The sequence below is a fragment of the Burkholderia paludis genome (genome assembly GCF_000732615.1).
Classification (GTDB): domain Bacteria; phylum Pseudomonadota; class Gammaproteobacteria; order Burkholderiales; family Burkholderiaceae; genus Burkholderia; species Burkholderia paludis.
This window is the reverse complement of record NZ_JPGL01000074.1, coordinates 1-18,406: the sequence shown is the minus strand read 5'-3', so window position 1 is coordinate 18,406 and position 18,406 is coordinate 1. Positions and strand designations below refer to the sequence as shown.

At 66.9% G+C, this 18,406-nt stretch carries 19 protein-coding genes and 1 pseudogene; 11 read left to right on the top strand and 9 right to left on the bottom strand.

Annotated elements, in window-relative coordinates; genetic code table 11:
• Positions 1 to 493: 493 nt before the first annotated feature.
• On the top strand, positions 494 to 2,077 hold the full coding sequence (locus tag GQ56_RS0133430) for an isocitrate lyase (protein ID WP_031402799.1): 1,584 nt from the start codon (positions 494 to 496) through the stop codon (positions 2,075 to 2,077).
• Between the two features lie 152 nt (positions 2,078 to 2,229).
• Here the strand turns inward: GQ56_RS0133430 and GQ56_RS42325 are convergent, their stop codons facing one another.
• The 7 genes from GQ56_RS42325 to GQ56_RS0133400 form a co-directional block, all read right to left on the bottom strand.
• Positions 2,230 to 2,703, bottom strand: a complete 474-nt coding sequence (locus GQ56_RS42325) for a LysR substrate-binding domain-containing protein (RefSeq protein ID WP_235212805.1) — start codon at positions 2,701 to 2,703, stop codon at positions 2,230 to 2,232.
• Between the two features lie 115 nt (positions 2,704 to 2,818).
• Positions 2,819 to 3,262 (bottom strand): c-type cytochrome, encoded by a 444-nt coding sequence (locus tag GQ56_RS0133425; RefSeq protein WP_235212806.1) that lies wholly within the window; start codon positions 3,260 to 3,262, stop codon positions 2,819 to 2,821.
• 101 nt (positions 3,263 to 3,363) lie between these two features.
• Complete coding sequence (locus GQ56_RS0133420; protein WP_031402797.1) at positions 3,364 to 3,864, bottom strand: c-type cytochrome; 501 nt, start codon at positions 3,862 to 3,864, stop codon at positions 3,364 to 3,366.
• A complete protein-coding gene (locus tag GQ56_RS0133415; RefSeq protein WP_031402796.1) occupies positions 3,861 to 4,403 on the bottom strand; it encodes a methylamine dehydrogenase light chain in 543 nt (180 codons plus the stop codon). Before GQ56_RS0133415 ends, GQ56_RS0133420 begins: the two co-directional genes overlap by 4 nt.
• Positions 4,404 to 4,442: 39 nt before the next feature.
• The gene (gene mauD, locus GQ56_RS0133410; RefSeq protein WP_031402795.1) at positions 4,443 to 5,069 is read right to left on the bottom strand and encodes a methylamine dehydrogenase accessory protein MauD; all 627 of its coding nucleotides are present in this window, start codon (positions 5,067 to 5,069) and stop codon (positions 4,443 to 4,445) included.
• Positions 5,066 to 5,620: a MauE/DoxX family redox-associated membrane protein gene (locus tag GQ56_RS0133405; protein WP_031402794.1), complete on the bottom strand. Its 555-nt coding sequence runs from the start codon at positions 5,618 to 5,620 to the stop codon at positions 5,066 to 5,068. The genes mauD and GQ56_RS0133405 overlap by 4 nt, the downstream gene beginning before the upstream one ends.
• Before the next feature lie 7 nt (positions 5,621 to 5,627).
• Complete coding sequence (locus GQ56_RS0133400) at positions 5,628 to 6,785, bottom strand: amine dehydrogenase large subunit (RefSeq protein WP_031402793.1); 1,158 nt, start codon at positions 6,783 to 6,785, stop codon at positions 5,628 to 5,630.
• A 243-nt stretch (positions 6,786 to 7,028) separates the two neighbouring features.
• Here GQ56_RS0133400 and GQ56_RS0133395 point away from each other — a divergent pair, with 243 nt between their 5' ends.
• The 5 genes from GQ56_RS0133395 to GQ56_RS0133375 all read left to right on the top strand — a co-directional run bounded on the left by GQ56_RS0133395 (position 7,029) and on the right by GQ56_RS0133375 (position 13,155).
• On the top strand, positions 7,029 to 7,991 hold the full coding sequence (locus GQ56_RS0133395) for a helix-turn-helix domain-containing protein (protein WP_031402792.1): 963 nt from the start codon (positions 7,029 to 7,031) through the stop codon (positions 7,989 to 7,991).
• 124 nt (positions 7,992 to 8,115) lie between these two features.
• The gene (locus GQ56_RS0133390; protein WP_031402791.1) at positions 8,116 to 9,060 is read left to right on the top strand and encodes a GlxA family transcriptional regulator; all 945 of its coding nucleotides are present in this window, start codon (positions 8,116 to 8,118) and stop codon (positions 9,058 to 9,060) included.
• Positions 9,061 to 9,553: 493 nt separating this feature from the next.
• Positions 9,554 to 11,266: a M36 family metallopeptidase gene (locus tag GQ56_RS0133385; RefSeq protein ID WP_031402790.1), complete on the top strand. Its 1,713-nt coding sequence runs from the start codon at positions 9,554 to 9,556 to the stop codon at positions 11,264 to 11,266.
• A gap of 79 nt (positions 11,267 to 11,345) precedes the next feature.
• Entirely contained in the window at positions 11,346 to 12,599 is a 1,254-nt protein-coding gene (locus GQ56_RS0133380; protein WP_031402789.1) for a M20/M25/M40 family metallo-hydrolase, read from the top strand.
• Between the two features lie 193 nt (positions 12,600 to 12,792).
• A complete protein-coding gene (locus tag GQ56_RS0133375; RefSeq protein WP_031402788.1) occupies positions 12,793 to 13,155 on the top strand; it encodes a YbjQ family protein in 363 nt (120 codons plus the stop codon).
• A gap of 34 nt (positions 13,156 to 13,189) precedes the next feature.
• Here the strand turns inward: GQ56_RS0133375 and GQ56_RS0133370 are convergent, their stop codons facing one another.
• The gene (locus tag GQ56_RS0133370; RefSeq protein WP_031402787.1) at positions 13,190 to 14,023 is read right to left on the bottom strand and encodes an alpha/beta hydrolase; all 834 of its coding nucleotides are present in this window, start codon (positions 14,021 to 14,023) and stop codon (positions 13,190 to 13,192) included.
• 98 nt (positions 14,024 to 14,121) lie between these two features.
• Between GQ56_RS0133370 and GQ56_RS45950 the strand changes: the two genes are divergently transcribed.
• Positions 14,122 to 14,301 (top strand): hypothetical protein, encoded by a 180-nt coding sequence (locus tag GQ56_RS45950; protein WP_031402786.1) that lies wholly within the window; start codon positions 14,122 to 14,124, stop codon positions 14,299 to 14,301.
• On the opposite strand, the pseudogene GQ56_RS45025 reads toward GQ56_RS45950, so the two are convergent.
• Positions 14,247 to 14,393 (bottom strand): annotated as a pseudogene (locus tag GQ56_RS45025) (hypothetical protein); the annotation flags it as partial. The gene GQ56_RS45950 and the pseudogene GQ56_RS45025 overlap by 55 nt on opposite strands.
• A 153-nt stretch (positions 14,394 to 14,546) precedes the next feature.
• Here GQ56_RS45025 and GQ56_RS40280 point away from each other — a divergent pair.
• The 4 genes from GQ56_RS40280 to GQ56_RS0133345 all read left to right on the top strand — a co-directional run.
• Positions 14,547 to 15,554, top strand: coding sequence for an AraC family transcriptional regulator (locus GQ56_RS40280; protein ID WP_031402785.1), 1,008 nt, complete (start codon positions 14,547 to 14,549; stop codon positions 15,552 to 15,554).
• Positions 15,555 to 16,597: 1,043 nt separating this feature from the next.
• The gene (locus tag GQ56_RS0133355) at positions 16,598 to 17,407 is read left to right on the top strand and encodes a 2OG-Fe(II) oxygenase family protein (protein ID WP_052001389.1); all 810 of its coding nucleotides are present in this window, start codon (positions 16,598 to 16,600) and stop codon (positions 17,405 to 17,407) included.
• 37 nt (positions 17,408 to 17,444) lie between these two features.
• Complete coding sequence (locus tag GQ56_RS0133350) at positions 17,445 to 18,071, top strand: DUF47 domain-containing protein (protein WP_031402783.1); 627 nt, start codon at positions 17,445 to 17,447, stop codon at positions 18,069 to 18,071.
• A gap of 13 nt (positions 18,072 to 18,084) precedes the next feature.
• Positions 18,085 to 18,406: inorganic phosphate transporter (locus GQ56_RS0133345; RefSeq protein ID WP_031402782.1), on the top strand; the 322-nt coding region annotated here is incomplete at its 3' end.

The window sequence follows — 18,406 nt, the reverse complement described above, 5'->3', positions numbered from 1 at the left end:
GCGGCGACCTGTTCTTGCCTGTTTGCGACTATGAGTGGAAACCATTAGGGTTTCGAGGAGGCTTTCTGGACGGGGCTTTCACGCACATTTCAGGCGACGCCGGCTTGTCCGCATGCGGCGCGCGCAGTCCGCTTCGACCGGGACGAACCGGCAGGCCCGCGCGGCTGCCCGCGTGTCGCGCTGACGGCTGCGTGTCACGGCCCCGTGTAAAAGTGGTCGCGCCTCCAGCAGCCGAAAGGGCATTTCGTATTGCGGAATCTCGGCCGAATTCCTGCGCCGTCGCCTTTTCGTCGCTTGAAAACATGTTTTACATCGCAAAAATCGCAACGTATCTCATTGAAAAACAAGAAAAAATAATGTCTTATGTCTTATATAAGACATCGACAAATTCCCGGCGGCTGGCGTTACTATTCAGTCATGCCGTTCGCTGCAACAGACGTAGCGGGCACGCTCAACCAGTTACTCAAACGCGATTTGCTCCCAGGAGATTGACATGGCCCAGTATCAAGACGACATCAAGGCAATTGCCGGTTTGAAGGAAAACAACGGCAGCGCATGGAATGCGATCAGCCCCGAGTACGCCGCCCGCATGCGTGCCCAGAACAAGTTCAAGACGGGCCTGGACATCGCCAAGTACACCGCGAAGATCATGCGCGCCGACATGGCCGCCTACGACGCCGACCCGGCCAAGTACACGCAGTCGCTGGGTTGCTGGCACGGCTTCATCGGCCAGCAGAAGATGATCTCGATCAAGAAGCACTTCAACAGCACCGAACGCCGCTACCTGTACCTGTCCGGCTGGATGGTGGCCGCGCTGCGCTCCGAGTTCGGCCCGCTGCCGGACCAGTCGATGCACGAAAAGACCTCGGTCAGCGCGCTGATTCGCGAGCTGTACACGTTCCTGCGCCAGGCCGACGCCCGTGAGCTGGGCGGCCTGTTCCGCGAGCTGGACGCCGCCAAGGACGCAACGGCAAAGGCCGCGATCCAGGACAAGATCGACAACCACGTCACGCACGTGGTGCCGATCATCGCCGACATCGACGCCGGTTTCGGCAACGCGGAAGCCACCTACCTGCTGGCCAAGCAGTTCATCGAAGCAGGCGCATGCTGCATCCAGATCGAAAACCAGGTGTCCGACGAGAAGCAGTGCGGCCACCAGGACGGCAAGGTCACCGTGCCGCACGAGGACTTCCTCGCGAAGATCCGCGCGATCCGCTACGCGTTCCTGGAACTGGGCGTGGACGACGGCATCATCGTGGCCCGTACCGACTCGCTGGGCGCCGGCCTGACCAAGCAGATCGCCGTGACCAACACGCCGGGCGACCTGGGCGACCAGTACAACGCGTTCCTCGACTGCGAAGAACTGTCGGCCGACCAGCTGGGCAACGGTGACGTCGTCATCAAGCGCGACGGCAAGCTGCTGCGTCCGAAGCGCCTGCCGAGCAACCTGTTCCAGTTCCGCGCCGGCACGGGCGAAGCGCGCTGCGTGCTCGACTGCATCACGTCGCTGCAGAACGGCGCCGACCTGCTGTGGATCGAAACCGAAAAGCCGCACATCGCACAGATCGGCGGCATGGTCAGCGAGATCCGCAAGGTCATCCCGAACGCGAAGCTGGTGTACAACAACAGCCCGTCGTTCAACTGGACGCTGAACTTCCGTCAGCAGGCGTACGACGCGCTGAAGGCCGAGGGCAAGGACGTGTCGGCATACGACCGTGCGCAACTGATGAGCGTGGAGTACGACGAGACGGAACTGGCGAAGCTGGCCGACGAGAAGATCCGCACGTTCCAGGCCGACGCATCGCGTGAAGCAGGTATCTTCCACCACCTGATCACGCTGCCGACGTACCACACCGCCGCGCTGTCGACCGACAACCTGGCCAAGGAATACTTCGGCGACCAGGGCATGCTGGGCTACGTGGCCGGCGTGCAGCGCAAGGAAATCCGCCAGGGTATCGCCTGCGTGAAGCACCAGAACATGTCCGGCTCGGACATCGGTGACGATCACAAGGAATACTTCAGCGGCGACGCAGCGCTGAAGGCGGCAGGCAAGGACAACACGATGAACCAGTTCTGATACCGGTCATCTCCAGGCAAAAAGCCAACCCGTTACGGGTTGGCTCAGACTGCTGACGAACCCCACGTTTTTCGGAGCGTGGGGTTTCGTTTTTCCAGGAACAGGCTCGGAGGGTCGCGGGGAGCAAGCAGGCCGATCGGCTATGCAAACGGCTAACGCGGCGCAGTTTTCTTGTCCTGCAAGATCGCTCGCGGCGTGCCCGTCAATCGTCGGCCTGCCTGCGTCCCGCGACCACCCGCACGAACGCGTCCGCCGCACCGTCGGCTCGACCGGCAACACCGGCGCGCAACCCGACCGTGCGTCTTCATCGGAAATCGGCACGAAGACGACCCCGTCGATACCGAGACTCGCCATCCGTTCCGGCACGATCGCGACGCCGTGCCCGGCGCGACGAGATTCAGCATCGACGTCTTCGGCGACACGATCCGGGCGGTAGCGGGCACGAATCCCCGCTTCAGGCAGAGATCGATCACGACGCGCGCCAGCCCGCCCCGCTCCCGATGCACGGCCGATACGAACGGCTCGCGCCGCAGCCGCGAGCTCGCCGTGCACTTGCGCCCCGCCAGCGGATGATCGGCCGGCACGGCCGCGCATAAACGCTCGGCCGCGAGCTCGACGAAGCGCACGCGCGGATCGCGGCGCGGCGCGGCGCCCGCACACGAACGATCACGATATCGGCGTTGCCGTTCGCGATCTCCAGGTCTCCCTGATCAGGTTCCCTTGATTTTTTGAATGAGTCGCTCAGTAGCGATCCGTGACGCCGTCGATCCCGCGCGCCTGCAACGCGCGGACCAGCCCGGCGCGCACGGTCGCGACGTCGGCAAAGGCGGGACGGCGCTGCGCGGCGACTTCGGCGGCCGTATAAGGCTTGAAGTCGCGCGGCAGCGCATCGCGGTTCATGGTCGTGAGCACCCAGTTGAGCACGTCGGCCAATTCCTGGTCCGACAGCGCCGAGTTCGACGCGCCGGGCACGCGCATCACATACTCGCGCCCGGCCGGCAGATGCGTGAAATAACCGAGCGACTTGGCGAGCGGCGGCACCTTGCCGGGAATGCCGCCGCCCGTCGCCGTGTGGCAACCCATGCAGTTGAGCACCCAGTGCTGCCGTGCGAGCGCCGCGTCGGCCGTGCCTTCGGCATGCGCGGGCGCCGCGGTCATCAAGCTGACGACCGCCCCGGCCAGCATCAGCAGCGGCGACAGGCGGCGCGTCAGGTTGCCGAGCCGCAATACCGCCGCGCACCGCGTGCGCGGCGCGGCGTCGCAAACGCGAGACGCGCGGGCAACGTTCACAGGCCGAGCCCCTTGATCACGCCATCGCGTTGCGCATGCACGGCCGTGCCGTCCATCTGCTTCGTGCGCGCCGCGCGGATCTCGGCCGCCGTGAACGGCTTCGCATCGCCGTGCTGCGCGTTGAGATCGAACACGACATAGTTGAGCACGTGCGCGATATCGTCATCGCTCGCGCTCGCAAACGACGGCATCTTGAAGTTGTAACGCTTGTCGTGCACCTTGATCTCGCCGAACATGCCGTGCAGCAGCGTCGCGACCAGTTGCGCCCGCCCCGGCTCGGCCGCCGCGTACTTGCCCGGATACTCGGTCAGCGGCGGCGCGAGCCCGTCCTGCCCTTTGCCGCCCGCCTGGTGGCACACCGCGCACTGCGCATCGAACAGGCTCTTGCCGGCCGGGTAGTGCACGGCTTCCTGCGCATCGGCGGCGCCTGACCATGCAAAGGCTGCCGCGGCCGCAATGCACGCAACCGCAATCCTTCCTGCTTGCTTCCCTTTCATTGCTTCGCCGCTCCCAGCAGAACCGAAACCGAACAGTGATAGTTCGAATTACCGTTGGCCATGCACCAGTTGATGTCGTTGTTCAACGACAGCTTGTACAGCGGCTTCTCGCGCTCGTTGCGGTTGCAGAAGCACTTGCCGCATGAGGTCTTGCCGCAGCAATCGTTGTACGACACGATGTAGTCCGAACCGTCGTGCGGATTGCGGCAGGTGCCGATCCACGTGATCGGCGAAGGCGTCGTGCCCGGCGGGCAACTGCTCGACGTGCCGCCGCAACAGCTGCACAGCCAGCCGTCGATCGCGCAGTACTTCCAGTAGTCGCAGCTCGTCGGGTCATCGCTCGCGCCCGATGCGGCGCCGGCCCCGGCCGCCGTGCCCGACGCCGCATCGGCCGCATACGCGGTGCGATCGACGGGCAGCAGCGGCAGCATCGCCGATCCCACCAGCACCTTGCCGAGCTTCGCCATCGCACTGCGCCGCGAACTGTGCTGGGCGACGCCGCGCGCCGACCGCTCGAACCATGAATCAAACAGGCCCATGTCGTTGTTCTCCCTTGACGTTGAAAGAGGTTCGGCCGGTCATGCGTGCTGCGCGTGCGCGTCGTGGCTGTGATCGCCGTGCACGAACTGCTGCAGCGATGCGACGCCGCGCTCCTTCGCTTCGAACAGGCTTTCGAGATGCTCGCGCGTATTGACGAGCCCCTTCGCGCGCACCGTGCCGGTTTCGTCGAGCAGCACCGCGTAGGGCAGCTTGCCGATCTGGTACGCGAGACCCAGCTCCTGCGACAGCACGTACGGGAAACGCCCGAGGTCGTGCTTGCGCGCGAAGCGCGTGTGTTCGTCCGCATCGCCGTCGCTCGCGAGCACGATGTTCACCGGCGTCGCTTCGCTCGCCTGCAGCGACGGCAGCAGCGGCAACAGCTTCTTGCAGACGGGGCACGTCGGCGACAGGAAGAACAGCAGCGTCGCCTTGCCCGATGCATCGATGCCGCCGACCTTCACGTGCGAGCCGCGCAGGTCGGTCAGTTCGAACGTCGGCGCGATCGCGCCGACCGCCGGCCCCTTGTCGATCATCAGCGCGCCGGCCGGCATGATGCGTTCGTACAGGATGCCGATCTGGCGCACGAGCGCGAGGCAGATCGCGCCGAGCGCGAGGACGGCCACCCACAGCAGGGCGGTGGAAACGGTGAGAGCGGTTTGCATCATGAATTCCTCAGGTGGGAAAGGCGCGGCACGTTGGCGAGCAGCACGTCGACGGTGAGCAGCGCGCAGACGGTCAGCAGCACGGAAAAGCACAGCGTCAGATAGTCGAACCACACGACGGCGCGGCCGCCCGGCTCGACGAGCGCGGCCGCGACCAGTGCGACGAGCAGCAGCGCGCGTCCGACATGCAGCCAGCCGATGCCGCGCGGGGCATCCGCCCGCGCAGCGGAGAAGCCGGAACAGCCGCAGTCGATGTCGGTTCGGCCGCGCAGGAGGTTGATCGCCATCGCGGCGGCAAAGGCGAGGAGCAACGCGATCAGGCCGATCGCGCCGGCCGTGCGCGTGTCGGGAAACAGCAGCGCGGCGGCGCCGGCGAGTTCCGCGAGCGGAATCGCGAACGCGACGGGCGCGGTCAGCGCGTCGGGCAACAACCGATAGCCGGCGAGCGCCTGGCTGAACGCGGCGGGCCGGCGCATCTTCGCGAAGGCTCCGAGCAGCACGACGACGGCGGCGCCGGCCGGCGCGCCGGTGGCAAGGACGGGATCGAGGATCATCGCGGCCTCACGGGTTGACGAGCAGCGACGACGTATTGCCGATCTGCTTCTCGACGTGCTGCAGCCGGCCGGTGCCCGCATCCATCACGACGAGGTCGGACGTCGCCGTCAGCCCGTAGAACAACGGCCTGTCGTCCTCGCTGACCTGGATCGACACGAGCGGATCGACCTTCTGCTGCGCGAGATCCCAGCGCGCGACGCGCTGCCTCGACTTCAGGTCGTACACCCACACCTGCGTGCCGGGCTCCTTGTGCGAGCCCTCGCCGCCGCGGTGCATCAGCACGTAGTAGCGGTTCTGCCGCGCCTGCACGGCCGTCTGCTGCATGCCGCCGGGGCGCCAGCCCTCGGCGCGCTCGGCGTCCGTCAGCAGCGGCCACGGCTTGCCGAACACCGGCTTGTCGCCGCCGAAATCCGCGCTTCGCACGTTGCCGCCGTAAGTCGTGAACAGATAGCCGCCCGCGTAGCGCGACGCGTTCACGAACGCCGGATCCTTGTCGACGTCGATGAACGCGTCCGACAGCGCGCGCCCGGTTTCCTTGCCGTTCGCGTCGAGCGTCACGGTCAGCGCCTTGCCGCTTTCGCACAGCGCGGTGAAGCGGTCGTTGCCCGACGGATACGCGAGCACGCAGGCCGCCGTGTCGATCTCCGACAGCACCTTCTTCGACACGGCGTCGATCACCGTCACCGACGCCGCCGGCGTGATGTTCGCGACGTACAGCCGCCGGCCGTCCGCGCTGAACGCGGTGTTGTACGGCGACGGCACGTGCTGCGCGTGCTTCGGCGGAATCTCGATCTCGCCCGCATGATCGAGCGTCGTGTTGTCGGTGATCTCGACGACGTCGGTGCGCGTGCCGTGCGAGCCGCGCGAGAAGTAGGTCGTCGCGACGAAGCTGGTCTTGCGGTCGGGCGAAATCGCGAGGCCGGGGCCGAAGCCGCCGTCGATCTGGCCGAGCAGCCGCTTCGCGTCGGCGTCGTACACGTAGATGCGTCCGTCGGTCATCGACGGCATCGAGATGTCGACGATATAGACCTCGTGCGGATGCCACGGCGGCATCTTCTGCACGACCAGTTCCTCGGGCTTTTCCGTCGCGTTCGCGCCGCCGGCCCATGCCGCCGCGAACGCCAGCGTCGCCGCGAGCGCCGCGGTTCGTCGCCTTGTCCTCATGTCGCCTCCAGTGGGGATTCACGTAATGTGGGGCGACTGTAGTGCGACAAAAAAACCGTCCAGCACCCGGACCGGCACCGCGTGCGTGCCGATTCGGGATATTGGAAATCCGCCTGAAAGCCGCGCCGGCCGGTGGTTTCCGACCCTCGAACGAAGACCTGCCGGATAGCGCGGCCCCTTATTGCGCCGACCGCCCGGCCGGTTTAACCTTGCGCGATCCTGATCGATACGCCCGGAGGCGCCGTGTTCGTGTTTCACGAGAGGTTCGACGACGCGGACCGGCATGCCGACGCGCTGCGCGGCTGGAACCAGCGCTACGACCAGATCGGCCCCGGCGCGTATCGCAGCACCGTCAAGCACGCGTTGCTGGACGGCCTGCAACTGTTCCAGGAAACCGCCAACGTCCGCATCATCCAGCGCGGACGATTGCCGCACGACCATACGGTGTTCGGCATGCCGCTCACCGGCTCGGGGGCGTTCGCATTCGGCGGCGTGCGCATCGAACGCGGCACGATGGTGATGGCGCGCGGCGGTGCACCGTTCGAGCTGCATTCGCCCGACGACATGTCGCTGATCGGCGTCGTCGCCGATCGCGCGCTGCTGCAGCAGGTCGAGGATGCGGCCGATGTCCGGCTCGATGAAGCCACGTTGCGGCGCGGCGTCGTCGACATGCCCACTGCCGCGCTCATGCGTGCGGGCGTGCAGATCGCGACGCAACTCGAACGCGTGCTCGGCGCGCCCGACATGTACCGCGACATGCGCGCGCAACGCGCGTTGCGCGGCGAAATCGGCAACGTGCTCGTCGATCTCCTCACGTACCGGATGCCCGAGCCGTCGAACCGGCTCACGCATGCGTGCCGCGCCGACATCGTGCGCCGCGTGCACGACTACGTGATCGGCCATCCGGAAGCGCCGGTCGACGTGCTGAGCCTGTGCGCGCAATTGCGCGTGAGCCGGCGCACGATGCAGAACAGCTTCCAGTCGGTCGTGCAGATGAGCCCGCTGCACTACGTGCGCTCGCTGCGCCTGTCGCAGGTGCGGCGGATGCTGCTCGACACGCGGCAGGCCGACCTGCCGATCAGCGATGCGGCCGCACGCTGGGGCTTCATCCATCTCGGGCACTTCGCGAATGCGTACAAGGCGCAATTCGGCGAATTGCCGTCGGCCACCGCGCGCCGCTCGATGCGCGGCGCGAAAACGCGCTGAGGCCGCGCAAAACCCGCGATAATGTTCCGCTGACCGCCCGGCGCGCGCCGGACGCGGCGCATGCCCGGCACGTTCGCCGGGCCGCGCGATGCCTGACGACCACCGGACTCCATCCCCCGCCCCGATGCCCGAGGATTTCCATTTCCTGCTGCTGCCCGGCTTCTCCGCGCTCGGCTTCATGTCCGCGGTCGAGCCGCTGCGCGTCGCGAACCGCTTTCGCACCGAGCTCTACCGCTGGCACGTGATCAGCGCCGACGGCGCGCCCGTCGCCGCGAGCAACGGCATTCCGGTCGCCGCCGAGGCCGCCTGCGAGGCGGTCGGAAAGGTCGATACGGTCTTCGTCGTCGCGGGCTTCGATCCGCTCGTGTGCTACACGCGCACGCTCGGCGACTGGCTGCGGCGCCAGCACCGTCATGGTGCGACGCTCGGCGGGATCGACACGGGCAGCTTCGTGCTCGCGGAAGCCGGGCTGTTCGACGCGTCGCAGCCGCTCACGCTGCACTGGGAAGCGCTGGCGGCGTTCCGCGAACGCTATCCGGGCCTGAACGCGACACAGGAGCTGTTCGAAATCGACGACCGGCGCATCACGTGCGCGGGCGGCACCGCGTCCATCGACATGATGCTCGACCTGATCGGCCGCCGGCACGGCGCCGATCTCGCGGCGGCGATCTCCGAGCAGTTCGTCGTCAGCCGCATCCGCCAGCGCTCGGACAGCCAGCGGCTCGAGATCGCCGCCCGCTACGGCGTGCACAACCGCAAGCTGATCCAGGTGATCGGCACGATGCAGCGGCACATGGAAAATCCGCTCGGCTCCGACGCGCTCGCCCAGGACGTCTCGATCACCCGCCGCCAGCTCGAACGCCTGTTCAGCGCGACGCTGAACGACACGCCGACGCATTTCTACCTGAACCTGCGTCTCGATCGGGCACGCGAGCTGCTGCAGCAGACCGACATGAGCATCACGTCGGTCTGCGTCGCGTGCGGGTTCGAATCGCCATCTCATTTTTCTCGCACGTATCGCGCGCGATTCGGCTTGAGCCCGCGCAGCGACCGGCGTGCGACGCGCTGATCGTCCCGCGTTTCAATCACAATGCCGCGCGGTATTGCACGTTCTGGCAGCGTTTTCCGCTGTTCGTTGAACAATGCCGGCGATTGATCGGCGGCCCGAAGCGGCCATCGAAAATAAATTGCAATCCCGTTGAAAATATTCTGTAACATATCTCGAAATTAGATAGGCAGCCTAACGAGGCGTGTGCCGCGCAGCCGACGACGATCGGGCTGCGCAGGCTGCCGACCGATATCCGAACCGATCCGAGGGGTATGACATGACGATGCTCGATTCGCCATCGCTGCACCTGCCTGCCGTTCGCTTCTTCGCCTGCTTCCCTGCCCGCTTTTCCTCCGCCCGTTTCTTTTCGACCTGACATTCAGGTGTACTAAGTCAGTCGAGGTTCCCAACACCGCTTCGCCGCGCCGGCTCGATCGAGCCGGCGCGCGGGCCGTGTCGTGCCTGCGCGCCACGAGCGCGCGGGCGTGTCCAACCGTTCAGATGAGGATCACCCATGCAGACATCACGCAAAGCATTGCCGATCGCCCTGGGTCTCGCGCTCGGTTTCGGCATCGTCGGCGGCAGCGCGGCCGATACGAAAGTCTCGAACCCGCAAGTCACGAGCCTGCGCGAAAGCCTGACGCGCGGCGTCGCGCCACCGGCCGCGAAGGCCGATACGGCCGCCGGGCAGTTCCGCGCGGACGGCGTCGCCGTCACGCTGTACAACCCCGCGTATCGCGCGAAGAAAGCCGCCGCGACGCCCGCGGCCGCCGCGCGCGACTTCGTTGCGTCGCAGGCCGCGCAGCTCGGGCTCGACCAGGTCGCGCTCGCGAGCCTCGCCGTCACGTCGGAGCGCAGCGACGCCGACTTCACGGTCGTGCGCCTGCAGCAGCAGGCGGCCGGGCTGCCCGTGTACGGCAGCGACATCGCGGTGACGGTCGCGAAGGACGGCCGCATCCTGTACGTCGCGAGCAACACGATCAACGGCGCGGTCGCGACGTCCCGCAAATCGCAGGCGGTCGACCAGCAGCAGGCGTACGACCGCGCACGCGCGTATCTCGGCGTGAGCGGCTTCACGAATCTGGACGCACAACTGGTCGCCTTCGTCGACAAGGCCGGCACGCATACCGCGTGGAAAGTGCGCGGCCGCCCGCAGGACGGCCCGAAGGGCGACTGGGAACTGCTGATCGACGCGGGCAGCGGCGAAGTGCTGCGTGCCGAGGACAAGGCGTTCTACGCGACCGACGGCACCGGCTTCGTGTTCCGGCCGGACCCGCTGTCGTCGACGAAAAGCAGCTACGGCAGCACGGGCTACAAGGACAACAACGACGCCGATTCGCCGCAGCTCACCGCCGCGCGCGTGCGCGTGACGCTGAAGGATCTCGCGCAGTCGGGCGGGAGCTATACGCTGACGGGCCCGTACGCGGCGTGCATCGATTTCGACGCGCCGCTCGACAAGGCGTGCCCCGCGCAGACGACGCCCACGTTCGAGTTCACGCGCGGCAACCTGTACTTCGAGGCGGTGAACGCGTACTACCACATCGACACGTTCCTGCGTTACGTGAACCAGACGCTCGGCATCAAGGCGATGCCGTACCAGTACAAGGGCGGCGTGCAGTACGACCCGCACGGCGAATCGGGCGACGACAACTCGTCGTATTCGTCGAGCAGCGGCCGGCTGACCTTCGGCCAGGGCGGCGTCGACGATGCGGAAGATGCGGACGTCGTGATCCACGAGCTCGGCCACGGCATCCACGACTGGGTGACGAACGGCGGCCTGTCGCAACAGGAAGGGCTCTCCGAAGGCACCGGCGACTATCTCGCCGCCGCGTACAGCCGCGACTTCAACCAGTGGAGCCCGTCGGACGCGCAGTACCACTGGGTTTACAACTGGGACGGCCACAACGAGTACTGGGGCGGCCGCGTGACCAACTGGAACGTCGGGCGCACCTACGCGCAGGCGCGCGGCGCGGAGATCCACACGGCCGGACAGTACTGGGCGTCGTGCAACCTCGTCGCGCGCGATGCGATCGGTGCGCAGGCGATGGACAAGGCATTCCTGAAGGGGTTGTCGATGACCAACAGCTCGACCAACCAGAAGGCCGCCGCGCAGGCCGTGCTGACGGCGGCGTCCGCGCTCGGCTACAGCAGCGCGCAGCTCACCGCGATCGGCAACGCGTACAACCAGAGCTGCACGTACGGCGTGACCGTGCCGAAGAAGTCGTAATGCCGCAGCAGGCGGGGGCGCGCCGCACGACCCGCGGCACGCCCTCTTCCTCGACATCGCCCTCCTCACGAGATCGAACATGCCTACTCCGAAACTCACCCGCCTGAGCGCCGCGCTGGGCGGCATGCTGCTGACCGCCGCCGCGCACGCCACACCGGTGTGGATCACGCTCGGCGACGCGGCGTTCCGCCAGTTGCAACGCATCGACGCAAGCGCCACCGCGCAATACAGTACGACCCTCGACGCCGGCAAGACGGCCGACGGCGCCGCGCGCCGCGACACCGTTCACGTCGTCGAAATCGACGATTCACGGCTCGGCGAACTGGCCCACGCCGTCCACCATACGCGCGGCCACGGGCCCGGTTATGTCGTGCACGACTCGTTCGACGAAGCGCGCCAGGCACTGCAGCCGTTGCCGACGACGCTCGCGAAGCAGGCCGCGGCTGCCACGTACAAGGTTTCCAACGCGCCGCAGATCGGCACATGGATCCAGCAGCTTCAGGCCAGCAACATCGTCGGCACGATCACGTCGTTGTCCGGCTTCACGAACCGCTACTACACGACGTCGCACGGCGTCGCCGCGTCGGACTGGCTCGCGCTGCAATGGAAGCAACTGGCGGGCTCGCGCGCCGACGTCGCCGTCGAGCAATTCGCGCACACGGGCTTTCCGCAGAAATCGGTCATCCTGACGATCAAGGGAAGCGATCCCGCCGCGGGCACGATCGTGCTGGGCGGCCACCTCGATTCGACCGTCGGCCGCACGACGGAGAACACGCGCTCGCCGGGCGCGGACGACGACGCATCGGGCATCGCGAGCCTCACCGAAGCGCTGCGCGTGCTGCTCGCGAACAACTACCGGCCGAAACGGACGATCAAGTTCGTCGGGTACGCGGCCGAGGAAGCGGGCCTGCTCGGCTCGAAGGCGATCGCGAAACAGTTCCGCGCGCAGAATGCGAACGTGGTCGGCGTGCTGCAACTCGACATGACGAACTACAAGGGCGACCCGAAGGATATCTACCTGATCACCGACTACACGAACGCGGCGCAGAACACGTACCTGACCAACCTCGCGAAGACTTACCTGCCCGAACTCGCGGTCGGCACGTCGCAGTGCGGGTATGCATGCTCGGATCACGCGTCGTGGAATGCGCAGGGCTACCCGGCCTCGTTCCCTTTCGAGGCGGACAAGAACGACAACCCGTACATCCATACCGTGAACGACACGCTGGAGAATTCGGACCGGCAGGCGAATCACGCGCTGAAGTTCGGCAAGCTGGCGCTGGCGTATGCGGTCGATCTCGGCGGGGACGGTTCGGCGCCCGCGAAACGCTGACGGCATTCGCTTGAAACGCCGTTCCGTCACCCCCGGCGGCGTGTGCGTGCGGTCCGCACACGCCGCCTCCGCGCAGGGTGCGCGGCCGGCGTCGCGCGTCGCGCCGGCCGCACGACGTCCGGCAGCCGAACCGGGCGCCCGCACGCATCCGGATAGAATCGCCGTTCGACCACTTCGCCGGATGCGTCCCGCCATGACCGATACCTCCCGCTCCTTCGACGACCTGTCACCCGCCCGCGTCACGACCGCGTTCGACCTGCCCGGCCATACGACTGTCCGCTCGCTCGGCGTCGCGCAAGGGATCGTCGTGCGTTCGCGTTCGATCATCGGATCGTTCGGCGCGGCGCTACAGACGATCTTCGGCGGCAACATCACGCTCTATACGTCGCTGTGCGAGAAGGCGCGCCAGCAGGCGTTCGACAAGATGCTCGCCGACGCCCGCAAGCTCGGCGCGAACGCGATCGTCGCGATGCGTTACGACTCGACCGAGATCGGCGCGGGCGTGACCGAAGTGATCTGCTACGGCACCGCCGTGCACGTGACGCAGGACGCGTAAGCACAACGCACCGGCCGGCACGCACGCTCACGCGTTACCGGTTCGCGAGTCCGGACAGCGCCTGCACCAGGCGGCCGTCCGGGTTCGCCAGCGTGTCGAGCACCGAGAAGTGCGTGCAGCCCGGCAGGTGGATCAGTTCGACCGTCTCGCCGGCCGCCCGGCACGCGGCCGCGTAATCGTCCGAATGACGCACGAGTTCCGCAAGCTCCGCGCCGCCCACCGCGACGACCGTCGGCACGCCCCTGCCGACATGCCGCAGCGGGCTGAAGGCGTCGATCTCATGCGCCGACAGCTTCAGTTTCTTGTCGAGCCAGGACAGGCTGATCGGCTCCAGGTCGACGAGCGCGGAGATCGGCAACGCGGCCGTGACGGCCGGGTGCGAGCGATGCTGCAAAGTCAGGTGGCCGCCGGCCGAATGACCGCTCAACACCAGCGGCCTGCCGGCGATCCCGAGCCGGTCGCGATCGCTCGCCAGATGGTCGAGCAGGCTGCCGATCTCGCCGACGATCTGCGTCATCGACGCATCGGGCGCCAGCGTGTATTCGGCCAGCGCGACGTTGAACCCGGCGGCCAGCGGCCCGCGCGCGACGTATGCGAAATCCTCCTTCGCGCAGTTCTGCCAGTAGCCGCCGTGAATGAACACGAACGTCGGCGCGTCGTGCCGGCCGCAGTCGATCCAGTCATAGCGCGTGCGGGGACGATCGCCGTAGCGGAGATCGCGCCGGCACGACGCCGTGTCGTAAAACTTCGCGCTGCGCGCCTGGCAATCGGCCAGCACGGCCGGGAAATCCGGCACGGCCCTGGTGTTGTCGTACGCGGCGTCGAGTGCGATGCGATCCATGCCGCGATAAAGGTAGGTCATGCTCATGCTCCGATGAGGGGGTCTGTCGAGACAGGAAGTCTCCGTGCGGCGCGCGGTCAGACGGTCGGTGTATTGATGCAGGCCGCGCGCCCGCGAATTCACGCATGGCCGTCGACGAGCAGGATCGGCTTGAGCGTCGAGCCGGCTTCGCCACGTGCGGATGCGCCGTCAGCGCGGCCCGGGTCTCGTACGACGTCGCCTTCCAGGCCGGCAGCGCGCGCCGTGCGGCCTCGACCGCCGCGGCGACGTCGGCCGCGCCGCATCGCGCGATCTCCGCAAGATGATCGCCGGTGGCCGGGTTGACGGCGTCGAAGGTCGCGCCGCCGCGCGGGCGGACGAACCCGCCGTCGATGTACGCCGTATAATTTCCGCTCATTGAATGCTCCATGGTTCCGTTGCGATCCGCTCAGCATCCACACGGCCCCATGATTCCCGGCGCGGACGCGGGCGACTATCGCTTCGACGCCACCGGCATCGGAAACGCGCCACTATTCGATGCGGCGCCCCCGCTCCCGCAGGAAGGGACCCCATGAACGATCGACTTCCCCGGTCCGGCCTGTCGCTGCCGGTGTTCCCTCCGCCGCTGTCCGACGGCGACATCCCGCGCGGCGCGATGCTGTTCGAATCCGACGATCTGGAAGTCGCCCGGCGCGAAATCGGCAAGGTCTATCGTCCGTATGCGTTCAGCGCGGCCCGGCACCGCGCGATGCCCGCCACCATGTTCAAGCTCGACGGCGACGATGTCGCACTGTCGTGGTTCGCCTACGGGACGGAAATCGCCATCCGGCCGGAAGTCTTCGGCAATTTCGTCCTGGTGCTCACCACGCTGGCCGGAGAGTCGGACATTCGCAGCGGCCGGGTCGCGCACGCCGGTGGGCGCGGGTCGACCGTGCTCGTCACCTCGAACGAGCGCGCGCAATTCCGCTACAGCGAGGACAACGTGCAGATGGGCGTGCGCATCGACGCGCAGCGCATCGCCGATCTCTGGCGTCGTGTCTCGGGACGCGCGCCGCCGCCCTCGCTGCCGTCGTGCACGCTGCCCGACGCACACCGCAACCGCTGGCTGGCATCGGTGCAGACGTTGCGGCAATTGCTGGACCCCGGCACGCCGCCCGCGCTGAAGGCGATGCAACTGCCGCTGGTGGAAGAGTTGCTGATCATGAGCCTGGTCGGCGAGCAGCTTGCGAGCGCGGCGCCGGCCCGCGACGACGTCGCGCCGGCGTGTGTGAAGCGCGCCGTCGCGTACATCGACGAGCACGCCGGCGAGCCGCTGACGCTGTCCGACATCGCGGCCGCCGCGCATTGCAGCGTGCGCACGCTGCAGCGCGCGTTCAGGCAATGGCGCGACACCGGCACGATGCGCTACCTGAAGGAAATCCGCCTGCAGCGCGCCCGGGCGGCGCTGCAGGCGCCTGACGAAACCGCGTCGATCACCGAGATCGCGGCACGCTGGGGCTTCGGCCATCTCGGCGAATTCGCCGCGGATTACCGGCACATGTTCGGCGAACGCCCGTCCGATACGCGCACGAAGCGCTGAGCCGTCGCTGCGGCGCGGTCGGGCAACGTTCCACGCACGCATCGCATTCGCCGCCGCCGCGAGCGTCGCCAACCGCGCAACCCGCCCCGTCGATCGGGCTGCGCACGCCTGTCTCGAATTTGCTTCGGCACACTGACCGAATCGGGTCGCGTGCGTTCGCCGATACGATCGCCCCGGGCACATCCCGCTATCGACCCCACCCACGCTCGCCGGAGCGAAGTGCCCCCGAACGCCGCACGAAACGCCCGCGAAGTTTTCGATTGACGCGCCGCGCGGTTCCCTCTTAACATCGCACTCGTTTTCATTCATGGAGGCTTCTGTGCCTACCGATGCGAGTTGTAGTTGGTCCTGCACCAACCTGACTGCCGCCTGAGGAAGCTTCGCAGAGCCTTGTCTTCTGCCGCATCCCGGGATAGCAGGATGCGGTGTCTTTCAGGATCGGCATGCCGTCGATCCGAAGTTCCCGTACTCGACAATTCAGTGGCCGCTCGACACCCGGGCGGCGTCCGTACGTGACCCGCGTCACGTGCGTGTGTCCGGCCGCATGCCCGCGCGTGTACGGCCCGGGGGCGCGCACGTGCCGTCGAAATGAAAAGGAGTTCGAAATGGACGACGACAGTAGCCGATTAAGCTGCGCCGGCGCGCGTTCGCACGCCATGCCGGCGGCCACCCGATTCCCAGCCTCTTATCAGCCGATCGCGCCCGACGCGACTCGGCGGGAAGCGCTCGTCCGTCGTTGACGTCATGACGCTCCCGCCGTGTGCCGTCCGGCGCCTGGAGCACGCATGACACGACTCGACATTTCCCTTCAGCCGAACCGGCAACACCGGCTCGTCCACGACAGCCGCAAAGGCGCTCACCCGCGCCGCCATCCCACCCGTCATTGGCATCGAGCCGCCGCGGCGCCGTCACGCGCGCCGCGGTGACACAGGCCCGATCGCGCACACCACGCCTCGCCTTCCCATGCGCCGGCAATGCGGCAATGCCCGCCTTTCGGCGCCACGCCTTGAACGATGTACCGGGAGAACACCATGCAAAACCGTATGAAACTCCATGCCAGCCGGCTGATCCGCGACAGCTACGTCTACTTCAAGATGCCGTACGCGCTGCTCATGCATTTCGACCGGCTCGCGGCCGCCTACGACCAGCTGGATCGCCGGCAAAAGCATGCCTTCTCGTTTCCGGAGCAGACCGACGGCTTCCTGCCGTTCGGGCTCGAATACTCGCATACGCCCGAGCGGCCGGATCTATGCGACCGGTTCTGCTACTGGGTCGCACGGCGCGACGCGCATCACGGCTTCGCGCTGACCAGACACGCGTTTTATCGCGAGATGGCCGCCTACGAAGCCTGCATCAACGCAATCGCGCAGGACCTGCTCGATGCGGTATGCGACAACCTCGGCGGCACGGCGCAGCCGCCGGTCCGGCACAGCTCGTACCTGCAGTTCTGCGCGTACGAGCAGCAGCACGACAGCCACGACCGAGCGTACCTGCAGGATCCGCACGAAGACGGCCACCTGCTGTCGTTCATCCGGCCGACCGCACCCGGCCTGGTGCTCCTGCCCGACGCGTCGCCGGTTTCCGCGCTGCCGCGGCCCGACGAAATGATCGTGCTGGCCGGCTCGCTCCTCGAGGCGCTCACCGACGGCGAAGTGCCGGCGATGCAGCATGCCGTCGAACGCCCGCGCACCCGCGCGCGCCGCCTGTCGCTGATGTACTTCGTCAATCCCGACCTGTCGGCCGGGCCCGCCAGCTCGATCGTCAACCGGCGGCCGCTCGACCTGCGCGCGCTCGCCGAGCGCCGGCACGTCGCGTTCGGCAACAGCACGCTATGCCGCCCGTGCACGGCCTGACCCGGCGCATTCCGCTCACCCTTTCCCCGGAGAATCCATGCTTGGACGCTTCCTCCCCGTCGAAACCCGGTTTTTCGACCTCTTCGATACGCATGCGCAGCACATCGTCCTGGCGGCATGCGAGCTTCAGATGCTCCTCGAGAATCTCGACGATGCCGAGCTGGCCATGGCCAACGTCCAGACCACCGAGCGAACCGGCGACAAGCTCGCGCACGAAGCGATCGACCTGCTGCACAAGACGTTCATCACGCCGCTCGACCGCGACGAGATCCACAAGCTGATCACGACGATGGACGACATCCTCGACCTGATGGAAGACGTCGCGACCACCGTCGTGGTCTACGACCTGAAATCGGTGACCGGGGAAGCCAACGAGCTCGCGGACATCGTCGTGCAGTCGGCGCTGCAGACGCAGATCGCGGTCAACCGGCTGTCCGACATGAAGCAGTCGCCGCAGATCCTCAAGGCATGCGAAGAGATCGACACGCTCGAAACCCGCGCCGACCGCGTGCTGCGATCGGCGATATCGAAACTCTTTCGCGACGACATCGACGTGAAGACGCTCATCAAGCTGAAGGGCGTCTACGACCTGCTCGAACGCATTACCGACAAGTTCGAGGATGTCGCGAACATCATCGAAGGCATCGTGCTGGAAAACGCCTGAGCGAATCACGAACATGCATTCGATCCAACTCGCATTGTGGATGGTCGCGACGCTCGTGCTCGTCGCGCTCGTATTCGACTTCATGAACGGCTTTCACGACGCGGCGAACTCGATCGCCACCGTCGTGTCCACCGGGGTGCTGAAGCCCCAGCAGGCCGTGGTGTTCGCGGCCGCGTTCAACGTCATCGCGTACTTCATCTTTCACCTGAAGGTCGCGCAGACCGTCGGCAAAGGCACGATCGACCCCGGGATCGTCGATCACTACGTCGTGTTCGGCGCGCTGGTCGGCGCGATCGGCTGGAACGTGATCACCTGGTACTACGGGATTCCGTCGA